19 protein-coding genes are annotated in these 23,881 nt (G+C 66.3%); 6 read left to right on the forward strand and 13 right to left on the reverse strand.

The window, feature by feature from the left end; all coding sequences use genetic code 11:
- Positions 1–4: 4 nt before the first annotated feature.
- The 6 genes from NZK81_RS06950 to NZK81_RS06975 form a co-directional block, all read right to left on the reverse strand.
- Positions 5–793 (reverse strand): hypothetical protein, encoded by a 789-nt coding sequence (locus tag NZK81_RS06950; protein ID WP_260045239.1) that lies wholly within the window; start codon positions 791–793, stop codon positions 5–7.
- Between the two features lie 60 nt (positions 794–853).
- Positions 854–3,457 carry a methionine synthase gene (gene metH / locus NZK81_RS06955; protein WP_260045242.1) on the reverse strand — a complete coding sequence of 868 codons (2,604 nt, stop codon included), beginning with the start codon at positions 3,455–3,457 and terminating at the stop codon, positions 854–856.
- Between the two features lie 89 nt (positions 3,458–3,546).
- Complete coding sequence (locus NZK81_RS06960; protein ID WP_260045244.1) at positions 3,547–4,110, reverse strand: GNAT family N-acetyltransferase; 564 nt, start codon at positions 4,108–4,110, stop codon at positions 3,547–3,549.
- Between the two features lies 1 nt (position 4,111).
- Positions 4,112–5,173: a homocysteine S-methyltransferase family protein gene (locus NZK81_RS06965; RefSeq protein ID WP_260045245.1), complete on the reverse strand. Its 1,062-nt coding sequence runs from the start codon at positions 5,171–5,173 to the stop codon at positions 4,112–4,114.
- Entirely contained in the window at positions 5,170–6,087 is a 918-nt protein-coding gene (gene metF / locus NZK81_RS06970) for a methylenetetrahydrofolate reductase [NAD(P)H] (RefSeq protein ID WP_260045246.1), read from the reverse strand. The genes NZK81_RS06965 and metF overlap by 4 nt, the downstream gene beginning before the upstream one ends.
- Positions 6,084–7,091: an ArsR/SmtB family transcription factor gene (locus NZK81_RS06975; RefSeq protein ID WP_260045247.1), complete on the reverse strand. Its 1,008-nt coding sequence runs from the start codon at positions 7,089–7,091 to the stop codon at positions 6,084–6,086. Before NZK81_RS06975 ends, metF begins: the two co-directional genes overlap by 4 nt.
- A 168-nt stretch (positions 7,092–7,259) precedes the next feature.
- Here NZK81_RS06975 and NZK81_RS06980 point away from each other — a divergent pair, with 168 nt between their 5' ends.
- From NZK81_RS06980 to gltX, 3 genes are all read left to right on the forward strand, one after another.
- Positions 7,260–7,430, forward strand: a complete 171-nt coding sequence (locus NZK81_RS06980) for a hypothetical protein (RefSeq protein WP_260045249.1) — start codon at positions 7,260–7,262, stop codon at positions 7,428–7,430.
- A 219-nt stretch (positions 7,431–7,649) separates the two neighbouring features.
- Positions 7,650–9,305, forward strand: a complete 1,656-nt coding sequence (locus tag NZK81_RS06985; protein ID WP_260045251.1) for an NAD+ synthase — start codon at positions 7,650–7,652, stop codon at positions 9,303–9,305.
- A 77-nt stretch (positions 9,306–9,382) separates the two neighbouring features.
- Complete coding sequence (gene gltX, locus NZK81_RS06990; RefSeq protein ID WP_260045253.1) at positions 9,383–10,726, forward strand: glutamate--tRNA ligase; 1,344 nt, start codon at positions 9,383–9,385, stop codon at positions 10,724–10,726.
- 45 nt (positions 10,727–10,771) lie between these two features.
- On the opposite strand, the gene NZK81_RS06995 is transcribed toward gltX, so the two are convergent.
- The 4 genes from NZK81_RS06995 to NZK81_RS07010 all read right to left on the reverse strand — a co-directional run bounded on the left by NZK81_RS06995 (position 10,772) and on the right by NZK81_RS07010 (position 18,122).
- Positions 10,772–13,021 carry a TonB-dependent receptor family protein gene (locus tag NZK81_RS06995; RefSeq protein ID WP_260045255.1) on the reverse strand — a complete coding sequence of 750 codons (2,250 nt, stop codon included), beginning with the start codon at positions 13,019–13,021 and terminating at the stop codon, positions 10,772–10,774.
- 297 nt (positions 13,022–13,318) lie between these two features.
- Positions 13,319–14,101, reverse strand: a complete 783-nt coding sequence (locus NZK81_RS07000; RefSeq protein WP_260045257.1) for a 3-hydroxybutyrate dehydrogenase — start codon at positions 14,099–14,101, stop codon at positions 13,319–13,321.
- A complete protein-coding gene (locus tag NZK81_RS07005; RefSeq protein WP_260045260.1) occupies positions 14,098–15,261 on the reverse strand; it encodes a patatin-like phospholipase family protein in 1,164 nt (387 codons plus the stop codon). Before NZK81_RS07005 ends, NZK81_RS07000 begins: the two co-directional genes overlap by 4 nt.
- Before the next feature lie 107 nt (positions 15,262–15,368).
- On the reverse strand, positions 15,369–18,122 hold the full coding sequence (locus NZK81_RS07010; protein WP_260045262.1) for a [protein-PII] uridylyltransferase: 2,754 nt from the start codon (positions 18,120–18,122) through the stop codon (positions 15,369–15,371).
- A gap of 209 nt (positions 18,123–18,331) precedes the next feature.
- Between NZK81_RS07010 and lgt the strand changes: the two genes are divergently transcribed.
- Genes lgt through NZK81_RS07025 form a run of 3 tightly spaced genes read left to right on the forward strand, consistent with a single transcriptional unit; the run spans position 18,332 to position 20,761 of the window.
- Complete coding sequence (gene lgt / locus NZK81_RS07015; protein WP_260045263.1) at positions 18,332–19,243, forward strand: prolipoprotein diacylglyceryl transferase; 912 nt, start codon at positions 18,332–18,334, stop codon at positions 19,241–19,243.
- The gene (locus NZK81_RS07020) at positions 19,243–20,295 is read left to right on the forward strand and encodes a class I SAM-dependent methyltransferase (protein ID WP_260045265.1); all 1,053 of its coding nucleotides are present in this window, start codon (positions 19,243–19,245) and stop codon (positions 20,293–20,295) included. The genes lgt and NZK81_RS07020 overlap by 1 nt, the downstream gene beginning before the upstream one ends.
- Positions 20,296–20,308: 13 nt before the next feature.
- The gene (locus NZK81_RS07025; RefSeq protein ID WP_260045268.1) at positions 20,309–20,761 is read left to right on the forward strand and encodes a thioesterase domain-containing protein; all 453 of its coding nucleotides are present in this window, start codon (positions 20,309–20,311) and stop codon (positions 20,759–20,761) included.
- Here the strand turns inward: NZK81_RS07025 and NZK81_RS07030 are convergent.
- From NZK81_RS07030 to NZK81_RS07040, 3 genes are all read right to left on the reverse strand, one after another.
- The gene (locus NZK81_RS07030) at positions 20,758–22,518 is read right to left on the reverse strand and encodes a bifunctional metallophosphatase/5'-nucleotidase (RefSeq protein ID WP_260045270.1); all 1,761 of its coding nucleotides are present in this window, start codon (positions 22,516–22,518) and stop codon (positions 20,758–20,760) included. The genes NZK81_RS07025 and NZK81_RS07030 overlap by 4 nt on opposite strands.
- A 67-nt stretch (positions 22,519–22,585) precedes the next feature.
- Positions 22,586–22,987 carry a metallopeptidase family protein gene (locus tag NZK81_RS07035; RefSeq protein WP_260045272.1) on the reverse strand — a complete coding sequence of 134 codons (402 nt, stop codon included), beginning with the start codon at positions 22,985–22,987 and terminating at the stop codon, positions 22,586–22,588.
- Positions 22,988–23,042: 55 nt separating this feature from the next.
- A complete protein-coding gene (locus tag NZK81_RS07040; RefSeq protein ID WP_260045274.1) occupies positions 23,043–23,750 on the reverse strand; it encodes a FadR/GntR family transcriptional regulator in 708 nt (235 codons plus the stop codon).
- Positions 23,751–23,881: the final 131 nt, after the last annotated feature.

Below are 23,881 nucleotides of genomic sequence, written 5' to 3' on the forward strand. Positions count from 1 at the left end.
ATTTTCAGCTGAAGACATCGCTGAGCTGTCCATCGGTGCCGCCGTCCCTGATCGTCACTGTTTCCAGGTAGATCGAGGCCAGAAGCCCGCTGATCAGCACGCCGAACACCCATCCGCTGAAGATCGAAAGGAGCCATCCCAGCGGGCTGGCAGTCATGGCGCTGGCCATGCCCATCATGCTTCCGCCGAGCACGGCACCCAGCACGCCGAAGGCCACCACGTAGACGACGACGAGCACGACCAGCAGCGTGACGAAGATCATCATCCGCGATCCCCTGGTCAGCTCGCGGCTGCGGCCGAAGCTGGCGAAGACACCCAGGTTCTCGCCGACGAGGGCTGGCATGGCGACGCTCCACATCGTCATCAGGATCAGGCCCGGCACGATCAGCGCAATCCAGCCGATGACGACGCCGAGGTACCAGAGCAGGGTCAGGCCGATCATCGGCACGAGCTTCGCCAGCCCTTCGCTGACGCAGTCCGCCAGCGAGGTCGGCTTTCCGCTGCTGGATTCGAGGAGGCCGTGCAGCGATCCGGTGAAGGTGAAGGCGCCGAGCGCCAGCGACAAGACTATCGAGCCCCAGTACCAGCCGGACGAGAATATCGCCAGGGCAGCCAGCGGATCGCCGCTCGTCTGCGTGCTGGTCAACGTGCCCATCATAAGCCGCTGGGTGAAGAACTGCACCCCGACGTTACCGATCTGGACCAGCAGCACGAACAGCCCGACGCTCGGCAAAGTCGAGACGATCAGGTTGAACGTGCGCGATAAGGTCCTGCCAATATTGAAGGATTCCATGGCCCCACCTTCATTTCAGAGGAAGGGACAGGGTACTGCCTCTGTTCGCGATTGCCAGCTTTAATCGAGATTGGGCCGCAACCAGCGTTCCGCCGTCTGCAAGTCCACTCCGCGCCTTCCGGCATAGTCTTCGAGCTGGTCGCGGCCGATGCGGGCGACGCCGAAGTACTGGCTTTCCGGGTGCGCGAAGTAGAACCCCGAGACCGCCGCGGTCGGTAGCATGGCCTGGCTTTCGGTGAGCGTGATCCCGGCATTGTCCGTGGCCTTGAGCAGGTCGAACAGGATCGGCTTCAAGGAGTGGTCGGGGCAGGCCGGATAGCCGGGAGCGGGGCGGATGCCGCGGTATTCCTCGCGGATCAGCGCTTCGTTGGTGAACTGCTCGTCCGGCGCATAGCCCCACAGCGTGGTGCGCACATGGGCGTGCAGGCGCTCGGCAAAGGCTTCGGCAAAGCGGTCAGCGAGGGCTTTCAGCAGGATGTCCGAATAGTCATCGTGCGCTGCCTTGAAGCGTTCGAGGTGGGGTTCGATGCCGTGGATGCCGACCGCGAAGCCGCCCAGCCAGTCGTTCTCGCTGTCGATGAAGTCCGACAGGCAGAAGTTGGCGCGGCCGCGCGACTTCTTGAACTGCTGGCGCAGGAAGGGCAGGCGCGTCCCGTCTTCGAGCAGGATGTCGTCGCCCTCGCGGTGGGCGGGCCAGAAGGCGCAGACGCCCTTGGCCGTCAGCCACTTTTCGGAGACGATCTTTTCCAGCATGGCCTTGGCATCGGCGAAGAGGCTGCGGGCGCTTTCGCCCACGATGTCGTCGTCGAGGATCTTCGGATAGGTGCCCGCCAGTTCCCATGCGCGGAAGAAGGGCGTCCAGTCGAAAGTCTCGATGAGGTCCGAGAGGTCCCAGTCCTCGAAGACGTGGAGCCCGGGATGCGCGGGCGTGGGGGCCTTGTCGGCGAAGTCGGGCGCGTAGGCATTGGCGCGCGCTTCGGTGAGCGGGAGCAGGTCCGACTGGCCCTTGCCCTCACGGGCGATGCGCACCTTCTCGTAGTCGATCGCGACTGACTGCTTGAAGCCTTGGGCCTGCGTTTCGGAGAGAAGCTGCGAGGCGACGCCGACCGCGCGGCTGGCGTCGAGCACGTGGATCACCGGCCCTTCGTAGGCCGGATCGATACGCAGCGCGGTGTGGACCTTTGACGTCGTGGCGCCGCCGATCAGCAGTGGGATCTTCATCTCGGCGCGCTGCATTTCCTCGGCCACGGTCACCATCTCGTCGAGCGAGGGGGTGATGAGGCCCGAGAGGCCGATGATGTCGATGTCTTCCTTTTGCGCGGTCTCGAGGATCGTCGCCCAGGGAACCATCACGCCCATGTCGATCACTTCGTAGCCGTTGCACTGCAGGACGACGCCGACGATGTTCTTGCCGATGTCGTGGACGTCGCCCTTGACGGTGGCCATGATGATGCGGCCCTTGGCCTTGGCGCCGGCTTCCTTCTCCGCCTCGATGAAGGGGATGAGGTGGGCGACGGCCTTCTTCATCACGCGCGCCGATTTCACGACCTGCGGCAGGAACATCTTGCCGCTGCCGAACAGGTCGCCGACGACGTTCATGCCGTCCATCAGCGGGCCTTCGATCACTTCGATCGGGCGGCCGCCGCGCTCGGTGATCTGCTGGCGGGCTTCCTCGGTATCATCGACGATGTGGGCGTCCATGCCCTTCACCAGTGCGTGCTCGATGCGCTTGATGACGTCCCAGCCGCGCCATTCCTCGGCGGCCTTTTCCTCGGCGACGGACTTGCCCTTGAAGCTTTCGGCCAGTTCGATGAGGCGCTCGGTCGCATCGGGGCGGCGCATCAGGATCACGTCCTCGCAGGCCTCGCGCAGCGCCGGGTCGATCTGGTCGTAGACGTCGAGCTGGCCGGCGTTGACGATCGCCATGTCGAGCCCGGCGGGGATCGCGTAGTAGAGGAACACCGAGTGCATCGCCCGGCGCACCGTCTCGTTGCCGCGGAAGGAGAACGAGAGGTTGGAGAGGCCGCCCGAGAAATGCACGTGCGGGCAGGCTTCGCGGATTTCCTTCACCGCCTCGATGAAGTCGAGCGCGTAGCGGTCATGCTCCTCGATGCCGGTGGCGATGGCGAAGACGTTGGGGTCGAAGATGATGTCCTCGGGCGGGAAGCCGATGCCGGTCAGCAGCTTGTAGGCGCGCTTGCAGATCTCGATCTTGCGCTCCTTGGTATCCGCCTGCCCGGTCTCGTCGAAGGCCATGACGACCACGGCCGCGCCATAGGCCATGCACTTGCGCGCATGTTCGAGGAACTGTTCCTCGCCTTCCTTCATCGAGATCGAATTGACGATGGGCTTGCCCGAAACGCATTTCAGGCCCGCCTCGATCACGTCCCACTTCGAGGAGTCGATCATGATCGGCACGCGGGCGATGTCGGGCTCGGCGGCGATCAGCTTGAGGTAGGTGGTCATCGCCTCGACCGCATCGAGCAGGCCTTCGTCCATGTTGACGTCGATCACCTGCGCGCCGTTCTCCACCTGCTGGCGCGCGACTTCGATGGCGGTGGGATAGTCGCCGGCCATGATCAGCTTCTTGAAGCGGGCCGATCCGGTGACGTTGGTGCGTTCGCCGATATTGACGAAGCGGGCTGAGGAAGGTGTCGCGGTCATGATTTTTCTCGTTGGATCAGATTTTTGCTGCATCTGTCCATCCAACTCCGCTCAGGCTGAGCTTGTCGAAGGATGGGGCTTCGACAAGCTCAGCCTGAGCGGGATTGAGGGAGCAGTTCAAGCGAGGGCGAGCTGGCTGCCAGAGGGCAGGCCAGCACGAAGTCGTCGTAAGTCTTGCCGCCGACGTCGAAGCGGCGGGTGCCGATCGTCTCGAAGCCGTGCTTGCGGTAGTAGGCGAGGGCGCGGTGGTTGTCGTCCTTCACGCCGAGCAGCAGGCGGGAATGGCCCGATGATGCCGCCTTGACGGCGTCCATCAGGCCCCGGGCAATGCCGCTGCCCTGAAAGCGCGAGAACAGGTAGATGCGCTTGAGTTCAATGTCGCCCGCCTCTGCCTGTTCCAGCTCGGGCCTGCACAGCAGCGCATAGCCGACCGGCGCTCCGCCCGGCTCGACTTCGGCGATCCACGCCTGCGCGCCCTTGGCGAAATAGGCGCGGTAGGCATCGGTTGAATGCTGGCGTGCGCAATGCGCGACGATCCCCGCCCCGTCGACCACGCCGGCGAAGCTTTCGAGGAACGTCGCGGCACCCACGAGGGTGAGCGCCTCGACATCGTCAGGCCCCACAGGCCGGATGTGCCAGTCGGCACCCGCCATGTCAGGCCGCCAGGGTGAAGGGCTCGAGGCCCGCCAGACGCGTCACCGGCTCCAGCACCGGCACCTTGCGCGGCGGCACGCCCGCGACGGCCCTGGCCATGGCGGCGATGTGCGCGGGGGTGGAGCCGCAGCAGCCGCCCAGCACGTTGACCTGCCCGGCGATGGCCCATTCCTTGACGAATCCGGCGGTGGTGTCGGGCATTTCGTCATAGGCGCCCAGTTCGTTGGGCAGGCCGGCGTTGGGGTAGATCATGATCAGCGTGTCGGCGATTTCGGACAGCGCCTTCACATGCGGGCGAAGCTGGGTCGCGCCGAACGAGCAGTTGAGGCCTACGGTCACCGGCTTGGCGTGGCGCACGGCGTGCCAGAAGGCTTCCACCGTATGGCCCGAGAGGTTGCGACCGGAAAGGTCGGTCAGCGTCATCGACAGCATGATTGGCACTTCGCGGCCGAGTTCGGCTTCGAGCTGCTTGACCGCCATGATCCCGGCCTTGGCATTGAGCGTGTCGAACACCGTCTCGATCAGGATGAAGTCCGCGCCGCCTTCGACGAGGGCGGCGGCCTGTTCCTTGTAGACATCGACCAGCGTGTCCCAGTCGATCTCGCGGTAGCCCGGATCGTTGACGTCGGGGCTGAGCGAGAGCGTCTTGTTGGTCGGGCCGATGGCGCCGGCGACGAAGCGGGGCCTGATTATCCCGTTTTTGGCGTCCTTCGCCTGGTATTCGTCGGCCATGCGCCGCGCGAGCTTGGCCGAGGCGATATTGATTTCGCGCACGAGGTGCTCGGCGCCGTAGTCGGCCTGGCTGATGCGGTTGGCGCTGAACGTGTTGGTCTCGGCGATGTCGGCCCCGGCCTCGAAATAGGCGCGGTGGATCGCCTCGGGCACTTCGGGCTTGGTCAGCGCGAGGATGTCGTTGTTGCCCTTCTGGTCGTGCGAAAGACCCAGATCACCGGCATAGTCCTCTTCGGAGAGCTTCCAGTTCTGGATTTCGGTGCCGAAGGCGCCGTCGGTGATGAGGATGCGCTTGGCAGCCTCGGCGAGGAACGTTTCGCGGGCGCTCATGCGGCAATCTCCCCAATGACCGGTTTCGGACGAAGGCCCAGCAACTGGCAGATCGCGTAAGTCTGCTCGGCCTTGTTCAATGTATAGAAGTGAAAGTCGCGCACGCCACCGTCGTAGAGGCGCTTGCACAGGTCGGCGGCGGCAACCGCGGCGACCAGCGCGCGCGGGCCGGGGCGCTCGTCGAGCCCCTCGAACATGGATTCGAGCCAGCCGGGGATTTCGGTGTTGCCCGACATGCGGCGGATCGCGGCAAAGCTCGTCACGGGCATGATGCCAGGCAGGATCGGTGCGGTGATGCCCGCGGCCAGCGCCTTGTCGAGGAAACGGAAATAGGCGTCGGTCGAAAAGAAGAACTGCGTGATCGCCCGGCTGGCGCCGGCATCGATCTTGCGCTTGAGATTGTCGAGGTCGGCCTGGGCGCTCAGGGCCTCGGGATGGACCTCGGGATAGGCGGCGACCGAGATGTCGAAGTCGTGCCGCGCCTTGAGGCCCTCGACGAGGTCAGCCGCGCAGGTATAGCCTTCAGGGTGCGGAACGAACTTTCCGCCATCGGCCGGCGGCGGGTCGCCGCGCAGGGCGACAATGTGGCGCACGCCCGCTTCCCAGTACTGGTCGGCGATCTCGTCGATCTCGCCCCTGCTCGCGCCGACGCAGGTCAGGTGGGCGGCGGGCACCAGATCGGTCTCGCGCACCAGACGCGAAACGGTGGCATGCGTGCGCTCGCGCGTCGATCCGCCCGCGCCGTAGGTTACCGAGACGAAGCCGGGCGCCAGCGGGGCGAGCTGGGTGATCGCGTCCCACAACTGGGCTTCCATCTTCTCCGTCTTGGGCGGGAAGAATTCGAAGGAGACGGATATGTCGCCCGGCAGCTCCCCGAAAAGGGGGCGTTCGGCCGGTCTTTGGGCGGCAGTCATTCGGCAGGTGTCTTTCGTCTTGGGGTTTTCTTGTCGGTGCCGGCCGGCGCCGTGGCGCAATCGCGGCGGGCCGTCCAGATCTTCACGGTGAGCGGATCGCCGGGCAGCGCCACCGGGGTGTCCGGAACGAGCCCGGCCTCGCCCAGCAGCGCGATCATCTGTTCGTCGGAAAAGCCCAGGCGGGCGTGGGCATGGCGTTCGCGCAGTTCCTCGCGGGCGTGCGCGGCAAGGTCGACCACGGCGATGCGGCCGGAAGGGCGCAGCACGCGCGCGGCTTCGGCCAGCACCGCCCCGGGGTCCTGCGCATAGTGCAGCACCTGATGGAACAGCACGGTATCGAATGTCCCGGCGTCGAAGGGCAGGTCGGTGAAGTCGCCCTGGATGAGGTTCACCTTGTCCGCCGGCAGTGCCTGCAGCCGCGCGCGGGCGATGCGCAGCATTTCCGGGCTCTTGTCGAGCGCGGTTACCTGCGCGGCGCGCGCGGCCAGCAGTTCGGCCATGCGCCCGGTCCCGGTGCCGATGTCGAGAAGCGCGCCCAGCCCGCGCCCGTCGAGCGCCGCGAGCAGGGCGGCTTCCACCGGCTCGTCGGCACCATGCAGCAGGCGCAGGGTGTCCCATTCCTCGGCGTGGCGGGCGAAGTAGGCCTGGGCGCTCGCCTCGCGGCCGGCGCGAATCGCGGCGAGGTGCCGGCGGTCTTCGGCGCAGCGTGCCGCGAACGTGCCGTCTTCCTGTTCGGCGACCGCCAGCAGGCGCGCGGCGGCGGCTCCCAGGGGCGGGCTGCCCTGTTCGTTCACCGCGCTGCGCAGGAAGACCCAGCTGCCTTCCTTGCGGCGTTCGGCAAGGCCGGCGTCGCACAGGATGCGGATGTGGCGCGATACGCGCGGCTGGCTCTGGCCGAGCACTTGCGCCAGCTCGCCCACGGCCAGTTCCATGTGCGCGAGCAGGCGCATGATGCGCAGCCGCGTCGGTTCCGAAAGCGCTCTCAGGAGGGGGTCGATCCGCATGCCAGATCATATAAAGATATCTTTATATGTGTGCAACCCCAAGGATTTCAGCGGGTTTGCACCTCTCCACTTCCTATTTGCGTTGCACCATTGTCTCGTCTAAAGAATGGCGCTGCAGGCTTGCCTGCAAGCGTTGGCCTATGGGCCAAACAATGCAAGGGGATTCGCATGAAGAAGATTGCTTTCGCCGCGTTCGCGTCGGCTGCTGCTCTGTCGCTCGCCGCTTGCGGTGAGACTCCGACCGACACCGCTACCGAGTCGGTTGAGACCGCTCCGGAAGAGATGATGACCGGTGACGCCACCGACATGCCGACCGAGGCTCCGTCCGAGGCGATGTAATCGGCGCAGGGGGCTGGTGCCTGCCTTACCGGCACACCGGCCCCCGCCGCTTTCCATTCCGTCCGGTTTCGGGCAAATGGAGAGTCCGTCGAAAGGCGGACGAAAGCCCTCCCCACCGGGAGGGTTTTTTGTTTGTGCAGCACGGTTGCACGACAGCCCGTCCCGCAAGGGGCGGGTTTTTAATTGCAAGGACCCATGCCGGCGGGCATCAAACCGTCCATGCCCGATACGCTGAAGATCGCCCTTGCACAGCTCAACCAGTCGGTGGGCGATATTGCCGGCAATGCGAAGGGCATGCTGGCGGCGCGCGAGAAGGCGCGGGGCAGCGATCTCATCGTCTTTCCCGAACTGCATCTGATCGGCTACCCGCCCGAGGACCTGATCCTCAAGCCCTCGCTGATAGAACGCGCCGCGGCCGAGCTGCAGAAGCTGGCCGAGGCCAGTGCATCCGACGGTCCGGCGATGCTGGTCGGCTCCGCCTTCGTGCTCGATGGTGCGCTGCACAACGGCGTGGCGCTGCTCGATCAGGGCCGGGTGGCTGCCGTGCGGCTCAAGCACGAGCTGCCCAACTACGGCACGTTCGACGAGATGCGCCTGTTCCAGCCGGGGCCCTTGCCTGAGCCGGTAATCGTGCGTGGCACGATGATCGGCGTGCCGATCTGCGAGGACATCTGGCAGCCGGAAGTCTGCCGCCACCTCGCCGATTTCGGGGCAGAGATGTTCATCTGCATCAACGGCAGCCCCTACGAGATCAACAAGGACGCGCTGCGCATCGAAGGCGTGGCCAAGCGCCGCGCTGTCGATACCGGGCTGCCGCTCGCCTACCTCAACCGTGTCGGCGGGCAGGACGAACTGGTGTTCGACGGCGCCAGCTTCGTGGTCAATGGCGATGGCGGCCTCGCGGTTCAGCTCAGGGACTGGGAAGAGCAGGTCGTCGAGACCGGCTGGACCAAGACCGCGCAGGGCTGGCGCTGCGATCGCGGGGAGGTGGAAACGCTCGCCGTCCATCCCGAGGACATCTACTGCGCGATGGTTCTGAGCCTGCGCGACTACGTCAACCGCAACGGCTTCCCCGGCGTCGTGCTCGGCCTTTCGGGCGGGATCGATTCGGCAACCTGCGCGGCCATCGCCGTCGATGCCCTGGGGGCCGACCGGGTCTGGGGCGTGATGATGCCCTCGCGCTTCACCAGCCAGGAAAGCCTGGACGATGCCGCCGCCTGTGCCCGGGCACTGGGCATCCGCTATACAGAGATGCCGATCGGCGATGCGGTGGACAGCCTCGATGCCATGCTGGGCGAGGCCTTTGAGGGCACCCGTCGCGATCTGGCCGAGGAAAACCTGCAGTCGCGCATTCGCGGCACCGCGCTGATGGCCCTGTCCAATAAGTTCGGGCCGATGCTGATGACCACCGGCAACAAGAGCGAGATGAGCGTGGGCTATGCGACCATCTATGGCGACATGGCGGGCGGCTACAACCCGCTGAAGGATGCCTACAAGATGACCGTCTTCGCCATCGCCCGCTGGCGCAACCGGCACGTGCCGCGCATCGGCCTGGGGCCCGCGCGCGCGGTGATTCCCGAGAACGTGCTGACCAAGCCGCCCACCGCGGAACTGCGCCAGGGCCAGCGCGACGATGATAGCCTGCCGCCCTACGACGTGCTCGATCCGATCCTCCTCGGCCTCGTCGAGCACGACAAGAGCGTCGAGCAGGTTGTTGCCGAGGGTTTCGAGCGCGAAACCGTCCAGCGCATCGAACGCCTGCTCCATCTTGCCGAATACAAGCGCCGCCAGGCCCCGCCGGGCGTGAAGCTGACGGCGCGCAATTTCGGCCGCGACCGCCGCTACCCGATCACCCACGCCTTTCGCAGCGGGTGACCGCGGGCGCGGGGGAGGGCACCCGCGGCTTCCGAACCCTTTGACGCCGCTCTTCCGGCGCCGTAATCGCGCGGACCATGACCGTTACCCGTTTCGCCCCGTCGCCCACCGGGCACCTGCATGTCGGCAATATCCGCACGGCGCTGCACAACTGGCTGCTGGCCAAGCAGGCGGGCGGGCGCTTCCTGCTGCGGATCGACGATACCGACGCGGCGCGCTCGAAGGAGGAATACGTCGAGGCGATTCGCGCCGACCTCGCATGGCTGGGCCTCCATCCCGAGGGCGAAGAGCGGCAGTCGGCGCGCTTCGGTCTTTATGAAGGCGCCTTCGAACGGCTGAAGGCGCAGGGGCGGGTCTATCCGTGCTGGGAAACCCCGCAGGAACTCGAACTCAGGCGCAAGGTCCTGCTGGGGCGCGGCCTGCCGCCGATCTACGACCGCGCCGCGCTGTCGCTGAGCGAAGAGGACAAGGCAGCAAGGCTGGCGGCGGGCGAAATGCCGCACTGGCGTTTCCTGCTCGACCGCGCAGCGCCGATCGAATGGGAAGACGGTATTCGCGGGCCCCAGCATTTCGATCCGGCGATGATGTCGGACCCGGTGGTCCGCCGCGCCGACGGGTCCTGGCTCTATATGCTGCCCTCGGCGATCGACGACATCGACATGGGCGTGACCGACATCCTGCGCGGCGAGGACCACGTGTCCAACACGGCGGCGCAAGTGCAGATGTTCACCGCGCTGGGGGTTTCCCCGCCGCGCTTCGCGCACGAGGCCCTGCTGGTCGGTACCGAGGGCAAGCTGTCGAAGCGCCTGGGGTCGCTGGGCGCCATGCATTTCCGCGAATCGGGCATCGAGCCGCAGGCACTGGTGGCGCTGCTCGGGCGGCTGGGCACGTCCGATCCGGTCGACGCGGCGCTGGGTCTGGAGGAACTGGCCGCATCGTTCGACCTGTCGCGTTTCGGTCGTGCGCCCGCGCGCTTCGACGAGGCGGAGCTGGAGCGGGTCAATGCCGCGGTCGTCCACGCGCTGCCCTACGAGGCGGCGGCGGCCCGTCTGCCCGAGGGCATGGACGCGGCGGCGTGGGAGACGGTGCGGCCCAACCTGACCCACGTGCACGAGGCCGCGGACTGGTGGCGGGTGGTGACCGGGCCGGTGGAAGCCCCTGCCTTCCCGGACGAGGACCGCACCTATCTTGCGCAGGCGGCCGAGGCGCTTTCGGCGCTGGACTGGGATGCCGGAAACGAGAGCGGCGCGTGGAAGGCGCTGACCGGGGTTCTCAAGGATGCGACGGGGCGCAAGGGCAAGGCGTTGTTCCTGCCGCTTCGCCAGGCACTGACCGGTATGGACCATGGCCCGGACATGGGCGCCTTGCTGCCGCTGATCGGCCGCGACGCGGCAGTGGCGAGGCTGCGGGCGGTTAGCTGAGACTTTGCGGCTTGCCTGCCCGCCGGCCGGATACGGTGGGCGCGCCTAGAAGCGCGCCCTGATGCCTCCCAACACCATGCGCGGGGCGCCGGGGCGCGCGCCTGCGGGCGAAAAGGCCACGTTGTAGGTCTTGTCGAACAGGTTGTTGACGGTGCCGAACAGCGAAATGGGGCCGTATACGTCCCACTCGGCGGCAAGGTCGACGAGTGCGCGCCCGTCGATTTTCTGCGAGGCGGGTATCGTGCCCGTCCCGGCCACTGCCCGGGCCTTGCTGACCAGGTTGACGGATGCGGAGAGCCGGACCTTTTCGAGATCGACGCCCGCGTTCAGCGTCAGCTGGTGTTTGGGCAGGTAAGGTAGCAGGTCACCCTTCTCCACCGTTCCCCACGGCTCGTAGTCGCTCTCGAAGGACGTGCGGAATTCGGCGTCGGTCAATGTGTAGACGACAGAGACCGGCACGGCGAAGCCTTGTGCCGCGATGCTACCGAAAGTGTAGCCGCCGGTCAGTTCGAGCCCCTTCACATGGGCTGCGCCGCCATCGAACTGATCGCCGATCGTGCAATTGCCACCGGTGGAATTGGTGCAGGTGCCCACGAGGTTCGCATAGTCGTTGAAAAAGCCGATCGCCTCGAGATGCCAGGCGTTCCGGGCAAGCTTGAACCCCGCTTCATAGTTCCACGAGGTTTCCGCGTCTGTGGTCGAGCCTGGGCCCGGGCTGGCAAAGCCCCGGTGCGCGCCCGCGATGAAACGCATGCCGGGCGAGAATTCCCAGGCGGCGGCGACCCCCGGTATCCAGACGTCGACGTTCGTTGTCCTGATCGACGTGGGAGAAACGCGTTCCGGATCGGAGCCCGACCAGTCGGTCCGTTTCAGGTCGATCGTTTCGTAACGCAGGCCGGGCGTAAGGGTGATCGTGCCCAGCGTGATCGTGTCCTGGATGAAAAAGGCCCACGCTTCCGCTTCGCCGAGGCGGTTTGAATTGCTTCCCGGAGCACCGGCTGAAGTGAGGATCATCCGGCCATCGGCCATCTGGTAGACGTCGTCCTGCTGGAAGCGGTCTTCCTCGTCCTCGTGGTAGCGGGCGGAGAGTTGCAGCTCGTGGCTGGCGCTGCCGGTTGCAAAGCGGGCTTCGAAGAGGCCCTGCACGCCCGTTGCCTGATACCGGCGGTTGTTGTTCCGCACGCGCAGGCCGTTCGTCCTGCCCGTATAGCCAGGCGCGCCGACCAGATCGGCCATCTGCGTGGCATATGTAACGGGATCGGCGACGACGCTGCTTATCGAGTTCCAGCCGGTGTCGGCCGTGTTGCGGACATCGTTGAGCTTGTACCAGGCGCGCTTGGTGTCGTTGCGATAGGCGACGACGGTGAAGCCCAGCGCGTCGGAGGGGCGGAACCGGTAGGTCAGCTGGTAGGTCTGGTGGTCCGCATTCATCTCGTCGCGCTGGCTGGCGTTGTAGCGCCGGTACGGCGTGGCCCGAAAATCGTCGAGCGTGAGCCCCAGATAGGTTTCGGCGCTGGTCTCGTCGTAGCCTTCGAACTTGAATTCCAAGGCGTGCCGGCCATCGGTGCTGCGCAGGCCGAGCTTGGCCACGACGTCGGTGATCTCGAAGCCGGTGTCGCCTCCGGCATCGATGTGCTTGAAACCGCCCGAGTGCTCGTAAAGGCCCTCGATCAGGCCACCCGCCTCAAGGCCGTCCGAAAGCGGGACCCAGCCGCCCGCCCAGCCATGGCCTCGGCGCGCCGCGTACGATCCCGCGAGAAGTTCGCCGAAGCCGGAGGTTTCGTCGGGAATCGGTGTGGAGATGAGGTTCAGCGCCCCGCCGACCGTCATCGGGCCGTACTTGATGGCTGCCGGCCCCTTGGAAACCTCGACCGCGGACATGCGGGAGATCTGCGGGAAATAGTATGCCGAAGGCGCGGCATAGGGCGCCGGTGCTATCAGCACGCCGTCTTCCATCAGCGCGATCCGCGCCGACCGGTCGGTGCCCGAGCCGCGAATGCCGATATTCGGCCTGAGCCCGAAGCCGTCTTCCTCCTGAAGGTTCACGCCCGGAATCTGGCGCAGGAGGCGATTGGGATCGGTGTAGGAAAACTCGGCAAGATCTTCGGAATCAAGGAACTGGACCGAGCCGCCGACTTCGAGGGCCTGTGGCTTGGAAGCACTGACAAGGATGGCCTCGTTGGCCGGCGCGGCGTCTTCCATGCCCGTGTCCGACGCAAGGGCGCCGCTGCTCCATGCCATGACGGATACGAGAAGGCTGGAAAGCGCAGTGCTCCTGCGCAGTTGAACTTTCATCTGCAGACGATCCCCCCCTGAGTCGTTTTGCGAACGCTAATACGAACGATTCGCAATAAAGCAACTCCGGAACGACACATTGATCCAGATCAAAGTCGTGCCGACGGGAGACAAGCGGGTGAAGTTACGTCCCGCCGGCGTCGTTGACGCGCGTCAACGACGCCGGCGGCGGCAGGCCTATAGATCTCTTTCCACCGAGGGTGCGAACCTCGCGCGGGATGCATGGGGGCTTCCCGTGCGGGGTTCGCTGCTTTCCTGTACCGGGCGTATCGCGTGCGGTGCCGCAGCACCCGGGCGTCACTCCATGAACCAGCCGTGGCTCGCGATCAGCGACTGGCCGGTGAGCGCGTTGGTCTGGAACGCGGCGAAGAACAGCGCGACCTGGGCGATGTCTTCCACCGTGGTGAATTCGGCATCGACCGTCTGGCCGAGCATGACCTTGCTGATCACTTCCTCTTCGGGAATGCCCAGTTCCTTGGACTGTTCCGGGATCTGCTTGTCGACCAGCGGGGTGCGCACGAAGCCGGGGCAGATCACGTTGGTGCGCACGCCCCTGGGCCCGGCTTCCTTGGCGATCACGCGCGACAGGCCGAGCAGCCCGTGCTTGGCGGTGACGTAGGCGCTCTTGAGCTTGCTCGCTTCCTTCGAGTGGACCGAGCCCATGAAGATGATCGAGCCCGAGCCCTGCTTGTACATGTGCGGGATGCAGGCTTTCGATGTCAGGAAGGCGCCGTCGAGGTGGATGGCGAGCATCTTCTTCCAGTCGGCAAAGGCGAAATCCTCGATCGGGTTGACGATCTGGATGCCCGCGTTGGAAACCAGCACGTCGACCGTGCCCCAGGCATCGACCACGGATTGCACGCCCGCCTCGACCTGTTCCTCGCTGGTCACGTCCATGGCGATGGCCATGGCCTCGGTCCCGAACCTGGCCTTGATGTCGTCCGCCGCCTTCTGCGCCGAGTCCATGTTGATGTCGGCAATGGCCACCTTGCCGCCTTCCGAGGCGTAGGTATGGGCAATGGCATTGCCGATGCCGCTGGCCGCGCCGGTGACGATGCAGACCTTGTCCTTCAATTTCATGCGTGCTCTCCGTTGGATACGGTCAGCGGCTTTTCCAGTCTGTCGCCGGCCAGGTCAAATGTCATGATTTCGTCGGGTTCGAGCGAACGGCCCGTCCACTCGGGATGGGCGAGCGAATAGAGCGCGTCGGCGCGGCCGGCGGCCCAGTGTTCCTCGACGGTCATCCGCGAGAATTCGTAGTCCTTGGAATTGGTCTCGTAGCCGCGCGTGCGGTTGATGAGGTGCATGACGGCGACCGCGCCTTCCGGGTGGTGGTCGAGCAGCGCGGCCATGTCCGGGTCGTCGCGGAATTCATCGGGCAGCTTGTGCGCCAGCCGGCGCGCCGCGGCGCGCATCTTCTGCATCTGCCGGGGCGTGTCGGTGCCCAGACGCGTGCGGCTGGAATAGCGGATGTCCTTCACGCGCTGGTCGATGTCGGCCATCGTGCGCGGCACGCTCCCGCGCGAGGAGAACAGGTCGACCTGGAACACGGTCATCTCGCAAGGCGTGCGATTGTCGAGCACGTACTGCAGCGGCGTGTTGGAGACGAGGCCGCCGTCCCAGTACCACTCGCCGTCGATCTCGACCGGCGGGAAGCCCGGCGGCAAGGCGCCGCTGGCCATCACGTGTTCGGGCCCGATCCTGCGCTGGGTGTTGTCGAAATAGGCGAAGTTGCCGTTCAGCACGTTGACCGCGCCCACGCTGAACCGCGTCTTGCCGTGGTTGATGCGGTCGAAATCGACCAGTTCGAGCAGCGTGGCGCGCAGCGGCGTGGTGTCGTAGAAGCTCAGCCGCCCGATCTCGGCGGGCCATTCGGGCATCGGCATCGGCACGCGCGGGTGGAAGAAGCCGGGCAGGCCGAAAGTGGCGGCGTAGAGCGCGGAAACCTCGTTGAAGGCGCGGCGGGCAAAGCCGATCGGCTCGTCGAGGCGGTAGAGCAGCTCGGAAGACGTGTGTTCCCAGAACCGCCGCAGCGCGCCGACCCTGTCGCCGGGGGCATTGCCCGCGATGATCGCCGCGTTGATCGCGCCGATCGAAATTCCCGCCACCCAGTCCGGATGGACGTCACGGCCGCCAAGGGCTTCGCACACGCCCGCCTGATAGGCTCCCAAGGCGCCGCCGCCCTGCAGGACGAGGACGCATTGCGGATCGGTATGACGGGCGGAATCGGGAGCTTTCATGGGCGAGATCCTGCGCAGTGAGGGGGGGCGGAGCACTGGCATGCTGCATTGCAACGAATGACGCCTGCGTAAGTTCCCTTCAACCCTTCTCTGCGCCGACCTGCGCGTCAGGCGGCCACTTCGTCGCCCGTCAGTTCGCTGGTGGCTTCCAGCAGCTTGCGTTCGAGCGTCTTGAGCCGGCTGGTCGAGGTCAGCTTCTCGCCCAGCAGGTCGGTGACATAGAACGTGTCCGCCGCCCGCTCGCCATAAGTGGCGATATGCGCGGAGTGGACCATCAGTCGCGATTCGAACAGCACATAGGCAAGCCGGTTGAGCAGCGCCGGACGGTCGCGGGCATTGACTTCGACCACGGTGAACCGGTTCGAGGCCTTGTTGTCGAACAGCACGCGCGGGCGCACCTCGAAGGCATCGGCCCGTGGGCGCGCGTCGGGCTTGGCGACGAGCTGGGGCAGGATCTGGATGCGGTTGGCGAGGGCGTTTTCGATCGAGGTGCGCAGCCGCTCGAGCTGGGTGGCTTCCTGGAACGGGCGGCCCAGCGGGTCCTGTACCAGGAAATTGTCGACCGCACGGCCGGTGCGCGTGGTGTGGATGCGCGCATCAATGATGTTGCCGCCGGCAAGGTGGATGCCGCCCGCGATGCGGTAGAACAGGCCCGGATGGTCCGACGCGATCACGGTGGCGAGCGTCGCCCCGCGTGCCGGGTAGTATTCGGTGGCGATCGAGAGCGGCGTGTTCTCGGCGGTCTCGAGCTGGGCGAGGTTCTTGGCGATGATCTCCTCGGGCTCCGCGATCCAGTAGGCATCGACGAACTTGTCGCCGACCTGCCCGATCAGGGCATCGTTGCCCGGTGCCAGCGCGGCCACGGCGGCCTTCTTCGCCGCCACCCGCTTCTCGCGCCCGAATTCGGCATGGCCCAGGCGCAGGCGTTCTTCCGAGGCGGAATAGAGCTCGCCGATGAGCTGGCGCTTCCAGGAATTCCAGGTGCCCGGTCCCACCGCGCGGATATCGACGATGGTCAGCAGCGTGAGCTGGCGCAGGCGGTCCAGCGATTGCACGACCTCGACGAAATCGCTGATCGTCTTGCCGTCGGCGAGGTCGCGCTTGAAGGCGGTGGCCGCGAGCAGCAGGTGCTGGCGTACCAGCCAGGACACGAGTTCGGTCTCCTCCTCGTCGAGGCCGAAGCGCGGGCACAGCTTGAGCGCGATTTCGGCGCCCAGCACCGAATGGTCGCCGCCGCGCCCCTTGGCGATGTCGTGCAGCAGCACCGAGGCATAGAGCGCGCGGCGCGAGCGGACCTTGTGGACGATGTCGTGCGCCAGCGGGTGATCCTGCCCGAGTTCGCCCTTCTCGATCTTCGAAAGCAGGCCGATCGCGCGGATCGTGTGCTCGTCCACCGTGTAGTGGTGGTACATGTCGAACTGCATCTGCGCGTTGACGCGGCCGAATTCGGTCACGAAGCGGCCGAACACGCCCGCCTCGTTGAACCAGCGCAGCACCATCTCGGGATTGTTGCGGCTGGTGAGCAGGTCCATGAACAGCTCGTTCGCCCGCTTGTCGCGGCGCACCTTGTCCTTGATCAGCCCGGCGTCGCGCGAAATCAGGCGCATCGTCTCAGGATGGATCTCGTAGCCCTCGCGGTCGGCCAGGACGAAGATCTCGATCATGCGCACCGGGTCCTGGGCGAACCAGTCTTCGGACGGCGCCTGGATGCGGCCGCCGAAGACCTTGTAGCCCTTCACCGTGCGCGTCTTGGCGCGGAAACCCGCCAGCAGGCCGCGCGGCTGCTTCTTGGCGAACTGCTCGTCGAGCTGGGCGAGGAACACGGCGGTGAGGTTGCCCACTACCTTCGCCTGCAGGAAGAACATCTGCATGAACCGCTCGACCGCGCTCTTGCCCGGCCGGTCCGCGAAGTTCATCCGCATGGCGACTTCGCGCTGCAGGTCGAAGGTCAGCCGGTCCTCGGCGCGACGGGTGATCGTGTGCAGGTGGCAGCGCACCGCCCAGAAGAAGTTCTCGGCGCGGCGGAAGGCGAGGTATTCCTTGCGGGTCAGCAGCCCGGCGCCGACCAGTTCGCTCGGGTCGCGCACCTGATGGATGTACTTGCCGATCCAGTAGAGCGTGTGGAGGTCGCGCAGCGAGCCCTTGCCCTCCTTCACGTTGGGTTCGACGACGTAGCGGCTGTCGCCCATGCGCTTGTGCCGTTCCTCGCGCTCGGCCAGCTTCTCGACCACGAACTGGCGCTCGGTGCCGGAGACGACGTCCTTCCAGAAGCGCTGGCGCGCTTCCTCGTAGAGCCCCTGGTCGCCCCAGACATAGCGCCCTTCGAGCATGGCGGTGCGGATCGTCAGGTCGGACTTCGACATGCGCACCATGTCGTCGAGCGAGCGGCTCGAGTGGCCAACCTTGAGGCCCAGGTCCCACATGAAATAGAGCATCCCCTCGATCACCTGCTCGCACCAGGGCGTGTTCTTGATCGGGGTGAGAAAGGCGATGTCGACGTCCGAGTGCGGGGCCATCTCCCCGCGACCGTAGCCGCCCACCGCCATCACCGTCAGCCGCTCGCCCTTCGAGCGGTTACTGATCGGATAGACGTGCTGGACGACGTGATCGTGAATCACGCGGATGAGCTGGTCGGTCAGGAATGCCTGCGCTTCGGCCACTTCGTGCCCGGCGGAGGGCTTTTCGACGAGACGCCGGGCTATTTCGACGCGGCCATGGTCGAGCGCGTCGCGCAGCGCCTCGACGATGGCCTGGCGGCCCTTGGCGGCGCCCCGGTCCGCGACCAGCGCCTCGATGCGTTCGACGAGGTCGCGCCGGTCGATCACGGTGCGGGGCGAGGGAATGCGGATCACGCTGCTCATGGGTCGCGGCTTCTAACCCCTGGGGGTGGCTATTGAAAGGCGCTGGAGGCGATCATTGCGATCGCCCGTCTCGCGCGCGTTCATGGATTATGCAGGAAGGCTGTGAAAACGCGGCTACCATCATCGGGCGGGCTATGCCAGAAGGCGCCGGTAACCGAGCCGTCAGGCCCTCCGCCGGGCTCCAACGATACAGCCAGCGAGGTCGAAACTTGTCTCTGATTACTCTGGCCGCGGCCGCAGCCGCCCAAGTGCACGAGCCGATTTACTGGGAGCGGCTGGGTCTCACGAACTACCTGTTCCGGATCGGCAGTTTCGAGCTGCGCTGGTATTCGCTGGCCTATCTGGCCGGCATCGTGCTCGGCTACTGGCACCTCACCCGCATGATCAAAGCGCCCGGCGCGCCGCTGGCGCAGCGCCATGCCGACGACCTGTTCTTCTACTGCACGCTGGGAATCATCCTGGGCGGCAGGATCGGCTATGCGACCTTCTATACCGGCGGCAACTCGAACGTTCCCAGCATGTGGCTGCATCCGGTCGAGCTGCTGCAGCTGTGGCACGGCGGCATGAGCTTCCACGGCGGGCTGATCGGCGTGCTGCTCGCGCTTGCCTGGGTTTCCTGGCGCGGCGGCCTCAATTTCCTGCGCGTGGCGGACTATATCTCGGTCTGCGTGCCTTTCGGCATGATGTTCGGACGACTTGCGAACTTCGTGAACGGCGAGCTGTGGGGCCGCGTGGTCACCGATCCCGACCTGCCCTGGGCAATGGTCTTCCCCGATGCCGGGCCGCTGCCGCGCCATCCCAGCCAGCTCTACGAAGCGGGGCTGGAGGGGCTGGTGATGATCGTCATTATGCTGCTGCTGTTCTGGAAGACGCGCGCGCGGTTCCGCCCCGGCCTGCTGGTGGGAGTCTTCACCGTCGGCATCGGTTGCGCCCGCTTCATCGTCGAGTTCTTCCGCGAACCCGACGCCCAGCTCGAGGCATTCGCCCGCGAAACCGGCCTGTCGATGGGCCAGTGGCTGACGATTCCGCTGATCGTGCTCGGCCTGCTGCTCGTGGCCCGCGCTCTGGCGAAGCCCGCCCTTGCGAGCGGTCGCGGCTCTCCGGCCGCTTCCGCCGCCTGATGGCGGGCGGTGCGGAACCGCTGGCGGCGATTTTCCGGCGGTTGATCGCTAGTTACGGCCCGATCACCCTGCTGCATTACATGGGCGAATCGAACGCCCGGTACTATGCGGACAAGGACCCGCTCGGCAGCGCGGGCGATTTCATCACCGCGCCGGAAATCAGCCAGATGTTCGGCGAGCTGGTCGGCCTGTGGCTGGCCGACATCTGGATTCGCGCCGGGCGGGACGAGCGTGCGCACTACGTCGAACTCGGCCCCGGTCGCGGCACGCTGGCGCGCGATGCGCTCCGCGTCATGAAGCGTTTCGGGCTGGAGCCGCAAGTGCACTTCGTTGAAGGATCGGCCGCGCTCCGGGACATCCAGCTCGCCGGGGTGCCGCAGGCGCACTGGCATCACGATCTTGCCAGCCTGCCGGAGGACGGCCCGCTGCTGGTGGTCGCCAACGAGTTCCTCGACGCGCTGCCGGTACGCCAGCTGGTGAAGACGCCGCAAGGCTGGCGCGAGCGCATGGTCGATTACCGGGATGGCCGCTTCCTCCCCGTTGCCGGCGACAAGCCGATGGATGCGGCGGTACCCGAGGCCATGCGCAAGGCCGAGGACGGTACGCTGATCGAGACGTGCCCGGGTGCGTCGACCGCCGTGAGCGAGATCGCCGCGCGCCTCGTCGATCAGGGCGGGGCGGCGCTGTTCATCGACTACGGCCATGACCGCAGCCGCACCGGCTCCACGCTGCAGGCGCTCAAGGCGCATGCCAAGGTCGATCCCTTCGAACTTCCCGGCGAGGCGGATCTCACCTGCCATGTCGATTTCGCGGCCATGGCCGATGCCGCGCTGCCTTGCGGCGCACGGCATCTCGGTACGGTCACGCAGCGGGACTTCCTGCGCGGACTGGGCATAGAGGAGCGTGCCGGGAAACTGGCCGCGTCCGCACCGCAGCATGCCGCGGCGATTCAGGCCGGCAAGGACCGCCTGATAGCGGAGGAGCAGATGGGGACTCTGTTCAAGGTGATGGGGCTGGCATCGCCCGACTGGCCGGACGGAGCCGGCTTCTGATGGCGCAGCGGCAATGAGCCCCGATCAGCTGACCGAATACCTCCACCGCCAGATTCCCCTGTCGGCGGCGATGGAAGCGACGGCGGTTTCCGCCACGACGCAATCCGTGGTCCTGTCCGCGCCGCTGGCGCCGAACATCAATCACAAGAGCACCGTGTTCGGCGGCAGCGCCTCGGCGCTCGCGATACTGGCGGCATGGGCCGTCGTACATCTGCGCCTGCGCGATGCGGGCCTGTCGTGCGAAGTGGTCATCCAGTCCAACCGGATGGACTATGACAAGCCCATCACCGGGACCTTTGCAGCGACATCCTCCTTCGCCGACGAGGCCGACTGGGCCGGATTCCTGAAGCCGCTTCAGCGGCGCGGGCGTGCCCGCATCGAGGTTCGATCGATACTCACCTGCGGAGGCGAGGAAGCCGGCAGATTGACGGGCCGGTTCGTCGCCTTCCTGCGGGAAGGCTCCTAGTCGCCCACCTGCACGGTGCGTTCGTCCTGCGGGACCTCGCGTACCGGCACGGCGGCGATCCACTGCTGCAGGGCCTCGTTGTCGATCATCCCGCGCACCCGGTCGGTGCCCTCTTTGAAGGTGGAAAAGCCGTCGCCACCCTCGGCGAGGAAGTTGACCACGGTCACGCGGTAGGTCGCGGCGGGGTCGACCGGCTCGCCGTTCAGCGTCAGCGAGACGAGCCGGCTGCCCGCGGGGCGATGCAGGTCGAAGGCGAACATGAGCCCTGCCGAGGGAGACAGCGCCTGCCGCGCACCGTCGTCGTCCAGCCCCTCCTCGATCACCGCGTAGAGCTGCGAGCCGGTCAGCGTCATCGTCACCAGGTCGTTGTTGAACGGCTGGACCGCGTAGATCTGGCCGAAGGTCACGGTGCCGTCGGGCGCGGGATCGAGCGGGGCGCGGATGCCGAAGGGATTGGTGAAGGCGATCTGCGCGCCGGCCTTGCGGCTGGCGGCGAGCTGCGAATCGGCGATAAGGTTACCCAGCGCGCCGCCCATGTTGCTTTCGCTCGAAGGCTTGGCGGCGGGGCCCGCCAGCTTGCCGACCGGGCGAGCGATCAGGTCCTTTGCATCGTGGACATAGGCGGCGACATACTTGCTCACGTCCTTGCGCGGCGAGAACTGCGGATAGAGCTTTGTGTTGGGCACGTCGCCGCGACCGCTCGAATAGCCGACCGACTGCACGATCACGTTGTGCGCCTTCTTGGCGATCACGCGGTGCCGCGCCGGGTCGATGGTCAGCGTGATGTCGGTCACCAGCTTGCCGTAGACACCGGCGCTCGTGAGCAGGATCGGCGTATCGGCGTCGCTCCGGCCATAATGGCATACGTATTGCCAGTGCGTATGGCCCGAGACCACGAGGTCGACGCCGGGCTTGAGCTTGTCGAGGATCGGCTTGATGCCGCCAACGAGGTCGTCGCAGCCGTTCGGATCGCCCGGCCTGGTTATGCCGCCCTGATGGATCAGCACGACGACCGCATCCGCGCCCTCGGCCTTGAGACGGGGAACCTCGCGGTTGATCGCCTCGGCCTCGTCGCCGAACGTCAGGCCCTTCACTTCGTCGGGCGAGACCAGCGTCGGCACGTCCCTGAGCGACAGGCCGATGAAGCCGACCGTCACCTTGCTCGCGCCGCTGCCGAAACTCTTGAGGCCGGTTGCCGGGAACAGCGTGCCACCGTCCGCCTTGTAGGTGCTGGCCGAAAGGTACTTGTACCTGGCGCCCTGGAACTGTTCGAGCTGGCAGGGCTGCAGGCGCGTGTTCTTCTCGCACCCGCCGTTCTGCAGGCGCTGCAGTTCCTTCCAGCCGCGGTCGAATTCGTGGTTGCCCACCGCGTTGAAGTCCAGCCCGATGCGGTTCATCACGCCGACCGCCGGCTCGTCGAGGTGGAGCGAGGAGGCAAGCTGCGAGGCGCTGGTGAGGTCGCCGGCGGCCACCACCACGTGGTTGCGATGCTTGGCCTTGATCGTGTCGACCGCCGAGGCCAGCCAGGCCGCGCCGCCCGAGGGAACCGGGATCGTGCCGCCCTTGCCGTCGGGCGCGGCGACGGCGGCCTTGGGCGGTTCGAGCGCGCCGTGGAAATCGTTGAGGGCGATGATGCCGACCTCGACAGGATGCACCGCCGGGGCGGAGGCACTGCGCATGCCTTGCGGCGCGGCGCAGGCGGCAAGCAGGGAGACGGCAACGAGGGGGGCGGAGCGAGTCAGGGTCTTGAAATTCATGGGGCGGCTCTATCGCATCGGATCATGACGCTCCAGCGACCAAATTGCGCACGGGCCGTTGCTGTTTCTATGGTGCGCCGTCTTCCAGCGCATGCATCGCTGCGTCGCTGAGCCCGAAATGGTGACCGACTTCATGGATCACGACATGGGTCACGAGGTCTTCCAGCATGACCTCGGTTTCGCACCACTCGGCCAGCAGCGGCTGGCGGTAGAGCGTGATGCGCGGCGGCAGTTCGCCCGCGACCCAGACCGACCCCTTGTCCATCGGGCGGCCGTGGTAGAGCCCGGTCAGCTCGAAGGGATCGCTCAGGCCCACGGCGGCAAGCGTTTCGGCATCGGCGAATTCCTCGACGCGCACCACGATGCCGTCGAGATGGTCCGCGAAGGGCGCCGGAATGCGCGCGAAGGCGGCGTGGGCAAGCGCCTCGAAGTCGGCGGCGCTGGGGGAGGAACCGAAGCGGCGAATCATGGAGGCCATCCTGCCACCGCTGCCGGCTTGTGCGAACTGCAAATGGGATGGCGTGTCATTGCGCGGCGTGAAGGTGCCGCACGATCGCGGCACGGTTGCTGCGATCGGCCTCGAACCGCGCCAGCGCGCCGTCGTTGGCGAGGATCGCGGCCATGATCCGGTGCCGCCCGGCCTTCCAGCTTTCGATGTCGTGGGCGAGCGCGTGGACCGTTGGGCTGGGGTAGGAGGCGGCATAGTGCAGCGTGACGCGGGTGAGCATCTCGAACAGCGGGCGGCGGACCATCTGGAACAGCAGTTCCTGGAACTCGATCTCGAACGTGCCCAGCGCGGCGTCTGAATCGTAGGCTTCCAGCCGCTGTTGAAGCGCCTGCAACTGCGCCCGCAGATCCGCGTCGGTGCAGCCGGCGGCCGCCGCGACCAGTTCGTTGAAGAGGAGCGAGGTCATGTCCAGCGCTTCCTCGTAGGTCGTCGGATGAACCCGGAAATAGGCATCGAGCGCGCGTTCGAGCGCGGCATCGTCGGGACGGGCGCCGTAGTAGCCGCCGCCCGGACCGCGCCGCACTTCCAGCAGGCCTTCGTGTTCGAGCACGCGCGCGGCCTGCTGCAGCGTGACGATGCCGACTTCGAGGCTGCGTGCCAGATCGTGCAGCGAGCCGATCAGCGTGCCGGGTGCCTGTGCGAAGATGCGTTCGCGCAGCACTTGCGCGGTGGCCGCGACAAGGTTGGTGCCGCGCTTGCGGGGGACGGTCATGTTGGCAGACATGGGTCAATACTATGCATATAATGTGATTTTCAGGGCCGATTTCATGACGGAATCCGGCAATTCAACTCCGTTGACCGGGATTATAGGCGCACATAACCTCCATGCCAAGAACGGTGCAAGCAAGCGCCAAG

Source organism: Novosphingobium mangrovisedimenti (assembly GCF_025153475.1).
GTDB classification, from domain to species: domain Bacteria; phylum Pseudomonadota; class Alphaproteobacteria; order Sphingomonadales; family Sphingomonadaceae; genus Novosphingobium; species Novosphingobium mangrovi_A.

Excerpts from the sequence above, each read along its gene's own strand:
- NZK81_RS06950 (WP_260045239.1), bottom strand. The coding sequence starts at position 793 with ATGGAATCCTTCAATATTGGCAGGACCTTATCGCGCACGTTCAACCTG.
- metH (WP_260045242.1), bottom strand. The coding sequence starts at position 3,457 with ATGACCGCGACACCTTCCTCAGCCCGCTTCGTCAATATCGGCGAACGC.
- NZK81_RS06960 (WP_260045244.1), bottom strand. The coding sequence starts at position 4,110 with ATGGCGGGTGCCGACTGGCACATCCGGCCTGTGGGGCCTGACGATGTC.
- NZK81_RS06965 (WP_260045245.1), bottom strand. The coding sequence starts at position 5,173 with ATGAGCGCCCGCGAAACGTTCCTCGCCGAGGCTGCCAAGCGCATCCTC.
- metF (WP_260045246.1), bottom strand. The coding sequence starts at position 6,087 with ATGACTGCCGCCCAAAGACCGGCCGAACGCCCCCTTTTCGGGGAGCTG.
- NZK81_RS06975 (WP_260045247.1), bottom strand. The coding sequence starts at position 7,091 with ATGCGGATCGACCCCCTCCTGAGAGCGCTTTCGGAACCGACGCGGCTG.
- NZK81_RS06980 (WP_260045249.1), top strand. The coding sequence starts at position 7,260 with ATGAAGAAGATTGCTTTCGCCGCGTTCGCGTCGGCTGCTGCTCTGTCG.
- NZK81_RS06985 (WP_260045251.1), top strand. The coding sequence starts at position 7,650 with ATGCCCGATACGCTGAAGATCGCCCTTGCACAGCTCAACCAGTCGGTG.
- gltX (WP_260045253.1), top strand. The coding sequence starts at position 9,383 with ATGACCGTTACCCGTTTCGCCCCGTCGCCCACCGGGCACCTGCATGTC.
- NZK81_RS06995 (WP_260045255.1), bottom strand. The coding sequence starts at position 13,021 with ATGAAAGTTCAACTGCGCAGGAGCACTGCGCTTTCCAGCCTTCTCGTA.
- NZK81_RS07000 (WP_260045257.1), bottom strand. The coding sequence starts at position 14,101 with ATGAAATTGAAGGACAAGGTCTGCATCGTCACCGGCGCGGCCAGCGGC.
- NZK81_RS07005 (WP_260045260.1), bottom strand. The coding sequence starts at position 15,261 with ATGAAAGCTCCCGATTCCGCCCGTCATACCGATCCGCAATGCGTCCTC.
- NZK81_RS07010 (WP_260045262.1), bottom strand. The coding sequence starts at position 18,122 with ATGAGCAGCGTGATCCGCATTCCCTCGCCCCGCACCGTGATCGACCGG.
- NZK81_RS07020 (WP_260045265.1), top strand. The coding sequence starts at position 19,243 with ATGGCGGGCGGTGCGGAACCGCTGGCGGCGATTTTCCGGCGGTTGATC.
- NZK81_RS07025 (WP_260045268.1), top strand. The coding sequence starts at position 20,309 with ATGAGCCCCGATCAGCTGACCGAATACCTCCACCGCCAGATTCCCCTG.
- NZK81_RS07030 (WP_260045270.1), bottom strand. The coding sequence starts at position 22,518 with ATGAATTTCAAGACCCTGACTCGCTCCGCCCCCCTCGTTGCCGTCTCC.
- NZK81_RS07035 (WP_260045272.1), bottom strand. The coding sequence starts at position 22,987 with ATGATTCGCCGCTTCGGTTCCTCCCCCAGCGCCGCCGACTTCGAGGCG.
- NZK81_RS07040 (WP_260045274.1), bottom strand. The coding sequence starts at position 23,750 with ATGTCTGCCAACATGACCGTCCCCCGCAAGCGCGGCACCAACCTTGTC.